Genomic DNA, 11,207 nt, shown 5'->3' with positions numbered 1-11,207 from the left:
ACAGAGGATGATGCATCTAATGATGGATCAAAGAATGGATCATAGCCAAAACCGCGGATTTAGGAACCGAACGATTGCCGCACTGCCTGGTCAAACGGCGTTTCCCTGAATCCGAGCAATTCTCTCGCCTTGGCATTGTTCCCGGTCAACTCCGCCTTACCCATGACGACTTTTTTGGCGGTTTTGTTGAGCGCGCCTTCAATGACTTTGACCACGTCGGCCACAGCCATGGGATTCCCGCAGAAATTGAAGCCGATGACGTCATTGACACCGCGGACTTTGATCAGCGGTCCGATAACGTCATCTGCGTAGGTCGGCGTTATCGTTCCGTATTCGGTTTCGATCGTGCCGTTCGTTTTCACGGACTCGACTAGGTTGTGTATGTATCCCTGGTTCATGCCTTTTCCGAAAGGGAAGAACAGCCGCACGGTCTTGAGCGCAATGCTCCGGCTATAATAGCGCGAAATGATCTCGGATTGGAATTTCGTGGTTGCGTAGGCGCTGCGGGGGTTATATGGCGTGGTCTCAGAACACGCCCTGCCATTACCGTAAACCTCGCCCGTGGAAACGAAGATGAACTGTTTGGCGCCGACCTTTTTCGCCCAATCCAGGAGTAGGACCGTAGTCATGGTGTTGGCCATCATCAGTCGGGGGATGGAACCGCCGTAAAGGTCGAAGATATGGAAAACAGTCTCCACTTTCCGGGGTAGGCCTTTTTCCATGTTCAGATCCTTGTCGCCCTCGAACTTGTAAAATCCCCATTTCAACCGCGGTTTGCCGAGCAAGGACATGGGCACGTCCTTGGGCGAAGCGTAGACCGTGTGGACGGTCTCGCCCTGCTTCATCAATTCTAAAATAAGTTTTTCACCGATGCCGAAAGGATGGGTCACCAGGTTAGCGATTTCCATTGCCTGATTAATTATACCTCAAATCAGGTGCTTAGTCAACAGCGCGACCAGGTCTTTGATGCTCCGGCAGATATATGATGGTGCAATTTTTTTTTCAAAATACAGGTTCGCAAGGTTGTATTCCTTCAAGCGGATAAAATGCCGGGCGATGTGGTAGTCAAAGAACGAAGGCCGATGGAAAAAGACCTGGGGGATACCCATGAACGCGGCTTCCAGGGACGCCGTGCCCGAGCAGGTGACCAGAAGATCGCAGTCGCGCATTGCCTGGTAATGATCATAAGATATAATGAATGGGTTGGGGCTGGGAAGCGGGAACGGGGAGCTATCCATTGATGGGGGAAAGATGAGAACATATTCAGTGCCAGCGCCGGCTTTTTGAGCTTTCATGGCAGCCGCTAACTTTTGTATAACGGTCATATTCCGCCTGATCATGCCGGGACGCGAACCAGGCATGAAGCCAATGCGTTTCTTGTGATCGCGGCGCCGGTATTTCTGCAATTCCTGGCGGAGTGGATTTTCCAGCAGGATGGAATGCATGCCCAGTTGCTGAAGAAACCGGTGCTCGAACGGAAAAAGCGATATCACCTGGTCGGTCCATTTTTTCAGAAAATATTTCCTGAAAGCGCCCCACGCCCAGATCTGGGGCGGCATGAGATAGTAGACTTTCATTCCATGATCTTTCGCGTACCTGCCAAGCAGGAGGTTCACGCCCGGGTAAGCGACCGCGATAAAGGTCTCCGGCTTTGTTCTCCGGATCAAACGGCAGATCTTGCGATACGCCCGGTAATTTTGGACGATCCCTGATAAACCAGCGGAAAATCCAAAGGTCATCATGGACATTCCCTGATAATCACCAAGGATCTCAACACCGGACCGGGCCATTCTGGGTCCGCCGATACCATAGAACTTTATTTTTGAATGATCTTTTTTGATCAGATCAGCGAAATACGCTCCATAGAGATCGCCGGATGGTTCTCCCGCGCATATGAACACCGAACCGTTTAAGTTTCTATCCAAAAATTCCATATATTATATACAATATATATCTTAACTCATAAATCAATGCCCAGATTTTTTAATTTTTAATGCTCTCTACATTAAAATATATGTTCCTCCAACACTTCCCCTCCCTTGACGGGAGGGGATAAAGGGGAGGGTGAAATACATAAAAGGGTAACGAATAAGATACAACAGTCAACCCCACCTCTATCCTCCCCCATCAAGGGGGAGGTAAGGCAGAGCAGAAATCTCTGCAGTACCTCTTGACAAAAGGCCATTTTGCGTTAAAATTATAACACTTAAGATGGACATAAATATGTATTTGAAAGAAAAGAAGGCAGTGGTTGACGACGCTCTAAAAAGATATTTCGCCGGCGGAAATCCTTTCTACAATGTCATGCAGTATTCCCTGGAACAAGGCAAAAGGATCCGTCCGATATTGGCGATCGCCAGCTATGAAGCCAGCGGCGGTACCGATACTGCCGGGATCATGGGTGTCGCGTGCAGCCTGGAGCTCATCCATACGTACTCGCTCATCCATGATGACCTGCCGTCCATGGACAACGATGATTTTCGCCGCGGGCGCGAGTCGTCCCACAAGAAATTTGGCGAAGCCAGGGCGATCCTTGCCGGCGACGGGTTATACGCCTACGCTTATGAACTTATGACCGCAGGTGCCGACCATGCCCCTGAAAAAATGGAAGTGGTCGCGACCGTCAGCCGGGCGGTCGGGCCCAAAGGGATCGTTTATGGTCAGGTCCTGGATATCGAGGAACACAAGGAATTGAACCCGAAGACATTGAGACTTATCCATCTGAATAAGACCGCGAAGTTCATCGCGGTATCGATCCAGGCGGGCGCGATCATGGCGCGGGCCGCGCGGGCAGTGATAGATACCCTTTATTCTGCCGGGATCTTCATGGGGATCCTGTTCCAGTACACTGATGATATCCTCGACATGGTCGGTAAAAAGGACAGTCTCGGTAAGACACCTGGGAAAGACGACAAGGCGGGAAAATTGACGGCGCTCCGCGTATACGGGCTCGACGGTGCGCGGTTCCGCGCCCAGCGGTATGCGGCCCTGGCAAAAAAACGTTTCCTGAAATTGGGCGCGCGTTTCAATGTTTTCAGCGAACTCACGGATTTCATTTTAAACCGAACATTTTAACAGGTAACCCAGTATAGATTTCTATATAGATATAACATACTATCGCGATAACCAATAACTGAAATGTCTATCCTTGAAAATATCAAAAATCCCAATGACCTAAAAGAACTGTCACTGGAACAGCTCCAGGTTCTATGCCAGGAGATCCGCAATGAAATGATCCAGACCTGCTCGAAGACGGGCGGGCACCTCGCGCCCTCTCTGGGCGTCGTGGAACTGACGCTTGCGCTGTACCGCGTCTTTGACGCGGAACAGGATAAGATCATCTGGGACGTGGGTCACCAGACCTATGCCCAGAAGCTTGTGACCGGCAGGTATGCAGCGTTCAAGACCCTGCGCAAACACAAGGGCATCAGCGGATTTCCCAAGCGCAAGGAATCCCGGTTCGACGTTTTCGATACCGGACATTCATCGACCTCTTTGTCCGCGGCCGCGGGGTTCGTCCTGGCCCGCGACCTGAACAATGAAAAGTACAAGATCATCAGCGTGATCGGCGACGGATCGCTGGCCACGGGCATGGCATTTGAAGCGCTGAACCATATAGGCCATATGAAAAAGGACGTAATGGTCGTCCTCAACGACAACGAGCGGTCGATCGGCGAATCGGTCGGCGCGCTCTCCCAGTATCTGACCAAGATCATCACGACGCGGACCTATAACCGGTTCCGCGACGATCTGTGGATGTTCATAGGGAAATTTCCTCCCTATATGCGCGAGCGCGGCAGGAATTTCGCGAAGCGGATTCAGGAAGGCCTTAAGGGTCTCTACGCGCCGGCCGTGATCTTCGAGGAACTTGGTTTCCGGTATATCGGACCGTTGGACGGTCACAAGCTCAACGATCTGATCGACACGCTGACCAGGGTCAAGGATATGAAAGGACCCCGTTTAGTCCATGTCGTGACCCGCAAAGGCAAGGGCTACAAGCCGGCCGAGGACGAGCCCGAACGGTTCCACGGTATCGGCGCTTACGATGTTTTGACCGGCAAGGAAAAACCAAAACAAATTTCGTACACCGATGTGTTCGGCGACGCCCTGCTCGCACTTGCGAAGCAGAACCCGAAGATCGTCGCCATCACGGCGGGGATGTGCCTGGGCACCGGATTGGCGAGGTTCCGCGAGGAACTGCCCGACCGCTTCTTCGACGTGGGAATAACCGAACAACACGCGGTCACGACGGCCAGCGCGCTCGCCCTTGCTGGTTATATCCCGGTTTGCGCGATCTATTCGACGTTCCTCCAGCGCGCCTATGACCAGATAATCCATGACGTGTGCCTGCAGAAAGCGCCGGTGGTCTTCTGCGTTGACCGCGCCGGTCTGGTCGGCGAGGACGGGCCCACGCATCACGGTCCGTTCGACCTTTCGTTCTTCGGTTGCGTGCCCAATACCGTGGTCAGCGCGCCCAAGGACGGCGAGGAACTGATCGCCCTGCTCAAAACCGCGGTTAATTACCGCAAAGGGCCTTTTGTTATCCGCTATCCCAGGGGAAGTTGCAGCGTGATCAAGAACAGCGATCCGGCTGAGCTTAAGATCGGCACCTGGGAGGTTATTCACCAGGGCGGGAAAAATGACCTGGCGATCCTCGCGATCGGCTCGATGGTGCAAAAAGCCGTCGAAGCATTGCCATTGCTCCAGGCAAAAGGGTATGATCCTTTGATCATCAATGCCCGTTTCGCTAAGCCGCTGGACACCCAAATGTTGAAAGACCTGTTGAAAAAAGCCGCGCGCATCGTAACGATCGAGGAGAACGCGATGATCGGCGGCTTTGGCAGCGCGGTTACCGATTTCTGCCGGTCGATGAGCTCCGGCGTCTCGATCACGACGATCGGACTGCCCGACAATTTCGTCGAGCACGGACCGCGCGAGGTGCTGCTCAAGACGGTCGGCCTTGACGCCCAGTCGATCGTGGATAGAATTAAAACCAGGAAAGAGTAGCGAGCTCTTCATGACAACCGTGTTCGCGCTGGTATTTTTCGCGCAATTGGCGTCCCCTTACGAGACCAAGGTGTTCATCAACCTGGAAGACAATTTTGTCGTTTTCGCGCGTACGATCCAGGGTCAGGTTTTCGCCATTGACAGTATCAAGTCGCTGGATGATTATTTTGCGGCGAACCTGTTGTACAACAACCAAAAATCGCTCCTGGAAGAGTTGAAAAAGGACATGGTCAAGCAGGGCGGGTACGCGAGCAAGGGATTAATCGGAACTTTCGAGATACCGCTGCCCAAGGGCGGATTCAGCGAATTCATGGGCGAGACCGGAAAGCTCGATGTCGGCGGTTACGTGAAGATCACGATGGGCGGCAGCCAGACTTTCGTGTCCAGCATAGCCGGTTCACAACAGCCGTCGTTCTTCCCGGAGCTGGAGATGAAGCAGGAGATGGCGATCAACCTGGACGGCGAGGTCGGCGACCGCATGAAGGTCTATATCGACCATAACTCGGAAAGGATAGACGATACTCAAAACAAGATCACGGTTACGTACAAGGGCAAGGAAGACGAGATCATCCGGGAGATCGAGGGCGGTGACACCCAGCTGTCGATCCCGGGCACGGCTTATACCGGTGACATCCCGTCGCACAGCGGATTGTTCGGCATAAAATCGATGGCCAAGGTCGGCCCCGTTGATATCGTCGCGATCGCTTCCAACGAGCAGACCTCGTCCCAGGAAATGGTCATTGAGGGCGGCATTAAATCGGATACCAGCATCATGTGGGATAATGAATACGCCAAGCGGCAATTCTTCTGGCTCGGACTTGGTCCCGGTGAAACCCTGCTTGACCTTAAAGTCTATATTGACGACAATAACAGTCTTAACAACAATGACGGCATCACCTATTACGCGAGGGCGATCCTGGACGCCAATGACGATAATGTACCGGATGATACGATGGAGTACGAAGAAGGCTATTTCACCCTGCAGCGCGAGCCGGACAATTACACGTTATACGGGCTGGTCCTTGAACTTAACTCCGGATTGAGCACGGACCAGTATGCCCTGGGTGTCTGGTATAGAAAGCTGAGTAATGGCGATACGGTCGAGGTCGGGATCCAACCCGTGACCACCGGGGATACGATCCAGTTGAAGCTGATCTGCCCGCGCAGCATGGATACGTCGTCCGTGACCTGGAAATACTATGAACAGAAAAACTATTACCAGGTTGTATCGGCCGGTTCCAAGCTTGATTCGCTGAGGGTCTACTACGATCCTTCGGACCAGCAGCCGCAGGACCGCAACGCCGAAGGCACGACTTACAACAAGCTGCTCGGCATTGACGAAAACAACGACGAGCTGCCGGATGAGAACACGGGGGTCTGGCTCAGGGACCGCGGGCTCCTAAGGTTCCCTCAAGCCCTGCCGTTCGTATCGAGCGTCCTGCCCGAGCCTGATTCCGAGATATATTCGAATCCCTACTACATGGTGGGGACGGGCAAATATTTCCTCTATAAAAAGACCATCGAAGCCAAAGCGATTTATGACCTGCCCGAGAACGTGATCGGCGTGAAGGTGTACCTTAATGGTCAGGAACAAGATTCGATCAAGGATTATCACGTCGATTACATCGAAGGAAAACTGGAGTTCAGGAAACCGATACCACCCACGGCTCAGGTACGCATCGTCGCCGAGTACGCGCCGTTCTTTTCGCTGTCGCAGAAATCGCTGGTCGGCGTGCGGGGCAGCATGCAGGCGCTGGGCCAGGGAACCCTGGGTTCGTCGTTCTTTTACCGGACCGAGGGGTATCCGGGCGTGGACCATGTCGGGCTCAGGGAAGAACCGTTCAACCGGATGGTCTTTGAGACCGATTTCGCCCTGCCGGTGAACCTTCCCGCCGTGACCCAGGCGGTCGACTGGCTGCCCTTGATCCAGACCGAAACCGAATCAAAGTTCAATATCAATTTTGAGAACGCCTATTCATTCTCCGACCTTAATTCCCAAGGCAAGGTTTACCTGGATGACCTTGAATCGTCAACGATCAGCGATGACGCCACGGTGACCAGGATCTTGTGGGTTCCCAGTTCCAAACCGGCCGGTCTTAATGACAGCAACTTTGTCCGGCAGCGGTTGATCTGGTATAACCCGCAGGGCAATGACCGGCTCCAGGCCAATGATATTTATCAAGATCCCCTGGACCCGGCCGAGATCGCCGAGGTCTTGAAAATAATCTACCGGCCCGACAGCCTGGCAACGTTTGCCGGGCTCACGCAGTACGTCTTTGGCAAGAACCTCGAGGAAACCGAGAACCTGGAGCTCGTCATTAAAGGGAATAGCGGTCGGATCCATGTTGACCTGGGTACGTGGATCAACGAGGACCAGCTGAGGAGGAACGCGGCGGGCGCGCTCCAGGGCATCGGGCAAATGCAGGACGAGGATAGACTGTCGCCGCCCAACTCGTGGACCCAGCAGACCGAGGATACCGGGCTGGACGGTGTGTTCGGCGATGACGACGATAATATCGCGGGGGACGACGGCGACGACGATTACTATACCCAGGATTATTCCGGCGGGATAAACGGTACCGAGAGGAACGAGATCTGGGATTCCGAGGATCTCGACAACAACGGTTCGCTCAATGCCAAGAACGAGTATTACAGTTATTCGTTGAACCTTGGCGACACCTTGTTCCAGGTGGACGAGGAAAACGCCGGCCTGCAGCCGGGGTGGAAGATGTACCGCGTGCCGATCAAGGATTCGCTGAAGTGGGATTCCATGGTCGGCCAGCCGGACTGGCACAACATCAGGTATATCCGCGTGTGGTTCGACAGCGCGGCGGAACCGGAAACAATGCTGGTCTACAAGCTGAGCCTGACCGGAAGCCGGTGGAAGAACCGGGGCGTGACCGGCGCGTTCGGCGTGGATACGTCCGAGGTTTTTCAGATAACTCCGGTGAACACGAAAACCCACCCGTCATACCGGTCTCCGACACCGATCCAATACGATCCTACCACGAACCAGCCCAAGCCCGAGGGCGGTCTTGAATTTGTGCTGAAAGCCATCAAAAATAATCACACCTGCACGGTCTACCGCCGGACCGAGGAATACGAGGATTACCGGGCGTACGACACGCTGACGTTTTTTCTTAAATCGTTCCGGCGCGATCCCAGGATCACCATGCGGATCGGCACCGATTCCAGCAACTACTACGAATACAGCACCAGTTACACCAATGGGACCGTGGGTCTTGCCATCAATGGTTACCGGACATTCCAGATCGACATGGCCCGTTTTGCCGAGCTTAAAAAGGGACGCGCCGATGATTCGAGCCTGGTAAGCGACGGCACATACTCGGTCCGCGGCAAGCCGTCCCTGGCGCAGAACCGTTTCTTCGAGGTCAGCCTGACCAACGCCGATATCACGCCGCTCTCGGACACGATGTGGTTCAATGACATCCGCCTGATCTCGCCCCGCAACGAGGTCGGACAGACCATGCGGTCCAACGGGTCTTTCAACCTGGCGGATTTTTCCAATTTCACCTTTGCCTATGACCGTTCCAACGGCCGGTTCAAGCGCCTGTCCGATACCAAGGACATGTCGACCCAGGGGCAGGGCGAGAACTACGCATTCGGCGAAGATATCAGCCTGAACAAGCTCCTGCCCGAGTCCTGGGGTTTCGTCCTTCCACTGGGGCTGAGTTACCGCAAATCAAAACAGCTGCCCCGGTACGGCACCCAGGCCGATGACATTGAACTCAATCCCTTAGACCAGGAGCGCGAGATCTCGACGAACGTTTCGCGGTCTTACACGCTCAGCGTATCCAAATCAAATTCCAAGAACTGGCTGATGAAGAACACGCTCGACCGGCTGAGCTATGGCCACGACCGGACGCAGACCTTCTCGCATTCGCCGCAGTACGTCGATACTTCCGAGAACATCAATCACCGCGCGAGTTACACGCTTGATCCAAAAGTATCTTTCAAGGTGGTGGGCCAGGTATTCTCGGTCATGCCGCAGAACCTGTCGTTCTCCACCATGTATTCCGATAATTATCCCAAATCTTATTACCGTTCGAACATTGATTCGTCGTGGCGGCATCTGCAGGATATCCCGCGCCGCCGGACCCTGAACTCTTCCTTCTCGACCAACTACTCGCCCCACTCCATTGTCAGCACGACCTTCAATTTTTCGCAGAACCGCGACTCGGTCATGGGCCGCGAGCGGATCGGTCAGGAAGTATCGCGCAACCAGGCGTTCAACGGCAGTATTACGAAAAGTCTGGTGCTGGTAACGCCGTCGCTCACTTTCGGCAATACGTACAACGAGGACTACCGGTTCGAGATCCGTGATACTTTCAATTACCGCAACATTTCCAATACCGTGCGGTACGGAGCCACGGGCACTGTTGATGTCAAGCGCGTCCTGAAGATGATCACGCGGTTGCGGGACGAATCAAAGGATTCCCTGCAGATCGCGGGTTCGCCGTCGTGGGTACTGAAGCAGGTCGAACAGTTCGTCGATTACCTGCAAAACCCTTCGCTTTCCTTTACGCGGCAGAAAACCTCGAGCTATCTCCAGGCCTATGACCGGCCCTCGCTTCAATACCAGTGGGGGTTGCAGGATTCCATCCCGAGGAGCGGTTATTCGCCGAATAGTTACCCGGGCCGCGGCATGGCTGACAATTACGGCGTCAATTCCGGTATGAATTACCGGATCCTGAGCCTGTCCGGAGGTTACAACGGGCAGGTCCAGCGGATATACCTGCCTTCCGGCGGCGAGAACCGGACCACGTCGAATTCCTACCCCAACGCCATGGTACGCGTGTCAGGGATCGGAGCGTTGCCGGTGCTGAAAAAATACACGCAGTCGTCGTCGGTAAGTTCGGGTTACAACCAGACGAACGAATACCGCTACACGATCGATGACAGCACGACCCTTGATTCGGATTCGCGGATGCTGAGCTTCACGCCGCTAGTGAACTGGCAGACGAACTGGCTTAGGGGGATAACATCATCCACGGAAGTGACGTACTCTGAAACCCGGGGACGCCAGTACGATGCCGGCAATGTCAATGAATCGAGGACACTAAGCCGCGGCGGCACTGTTTCCATGGGCTACACGTTCAGCGCACCGCGGGGGGTAAACCTGCCGTTCTTAAAGGGATTGAAGTTCAATTCCAACCTGACCACCAACCTCAGCGTCGGGTACAACCGGACAACCTCGTATGCGATCGACATGGAAACCCCGGTCAATAATACCACCACGCTGACGACCCTGATCGCGCTTACTTACAATTTTTCCTCGAGCGTCAACGGGGGCGCGAACTTTGACTATTCGCAGAACAGGGAAACGGTCTCAAACCAGGATTCCAAACGCGTGGGCGTGAGCGTATGGGCGAATATCAGCTTCTAAGAATGGCACGGCCGGGTGCGGCGGGTTTAGCTTTGTTGATGATCGCGGGCTTGGCCCATGCAGAGACGCCGATTGAATACCTGAAAGGATTTTGCGCTGCCGGCGAACGGGTTCCCGGCACCGCGGGTCACCGCGCGGCTAAAGATTATATCGTTAAAAATTTGAACAACCCGGCGATCGATTCTTTTTTCGAGCGCGGTGCCTGGTTCTATAACGTAAGCAAATCGTTCGGCGGCAAGGGGCGGATCATCGGGATCGGCGCCCACTGGGATTCAGAAAAAGGGAGCCCGGGCGCCAACGACGGCGGTTCAGGCGTAGCCTTGCTTTTATCCCTTGCTGATACCCTGGAAAAATACGCACCGGACATCGGCGTGGAACTTGTCTTTTTTGACGGCGAGGATATCGATGAGGCCGAGCTCGTGGGGTCACTCCATTACGCCGCCCAGTGCATTGAGGCTTTCTCGTTTTTCCTTGTCGTCGACATGGTCGGCGACAAGGACCTGAAGCTCTACAAGGAAGGCAATTCCTATAAATTTTTCCCCGAGCTTGTTGATTCGTTATGGGAGATCGGCGCCGAGACCGCGCCCAACATTTTTTCGAATGAAGTCCGGTATTATATAAAGGATGATCACATGGCGCTCATCAGGTACGGCATTCGCGCGGTCGATGTCATCGACTTTGACTACTCCTACTGGCATACCGATGACGATACCATCGATAAATGCAGCGCCCAGAGTCTTGATACCATGTATAAATTTCTTCTTAAGATCGTTTATCCGCTGTACTAAAGGGG

6 protein-coding genes are annotated in these 11,207 nt (G+C 54.0%); 4 read left to right on the top strand and 2 right to left on the bottom strand.

Going from position 1 to position 11,207, the window contains the following annotated elements; all coding sequences use genetic code 11:
- Window positions 1–59: 59 nt before the first annotated feature.
- Together VF399_09380 and VF399_09375 are read right to left on the bottom strand one after the other, a co-directional pair.
- Entirely contained in the window at window positions 60–908 is an 849-nt protein-coding gene (locus VF399_09380) for an NAD(P)-dependent oxidoreductase (protein ID HEX7320550.1), read from the bottom strand.
- 18 nt (window positions 909–926) lie between these two features.
- Entirely contained in the window at window positions 927–1,925 is a 999-nt protein-coding gene (locus tag VF399_09375; GenBank protein HEX7320549.1) for a hypothetical protein, read from the bottom strand.
- Between the two features lie 298 nt (window positions 1,926–2,223).
- On the opposite strand from VF399_09375, the gene VF399_09370 reads away from it, so the two are divergent.
- The 4 genes from VF399_09370 to VF399_09355 all read left to right on the top strand — a co-directional run bounded on the left by VF399_09370 (window position 2,224) and on the right by VF399_09355 (window position 11,202).
- Window positions 2,224–3,075, top strand: coding sequence for a polyprenyl synthetase family protein (locus VF399_09370; protein ID HEX7320548.1), 852 nt, complete (start codon window positions 2,224–2,226; stop codon window positions 3,073–3,075).
- A gap of 63 nt (window positions 3,076–3,138) precedes the next feature.
- On the top strand, window positions 3,139–5,007 hold the full coding sequence (gene dxs, locus VF399_09365) for a 1-deoxy-D-xylulose-5-phosphate synthase (protein ID HEX7320547.1): 1,869 nt from the start codon (window positions 3,139–3,141) through the stop codon (window positions 5,005–5,007).
- 10 nt (window positions 5,008–5,017) lie between these two features.
- Entirely contained in the window at window positions 5,018–10,414 is a 5,397-nt protein-coding gene (locus tag VF399_09360) for a hypothetical protein (protein HEX7320546.1), read from the top strand.
- Entirely contained in the window at window positions 10,393–11,202 is an 810-nt protein-coding gene (locus VF399_09355) for a M28 family peptidase (protein ID HEX7320545.1), read from the top strand. Before VF399_09360 ends, VF399_09355 begins: the two co-directional genes overlap by 22 nt.
- Window positions 11,203–11,207 lie beyond the last annotated feature (5 nt).

This window comes from bacterium (genome assembly GCA_036382775.1).
In the GTDB taxonomy this organism is placed as follows: Bacteria; Hydrothermota; Tepidihabitantia; order SM23-42; family JAOAFX01; genus DASVHD01.
Note: the sequence above shows the minus strand (reverse complement) of the source record. Positions and strands in the feature narration are given on the sequence as shown.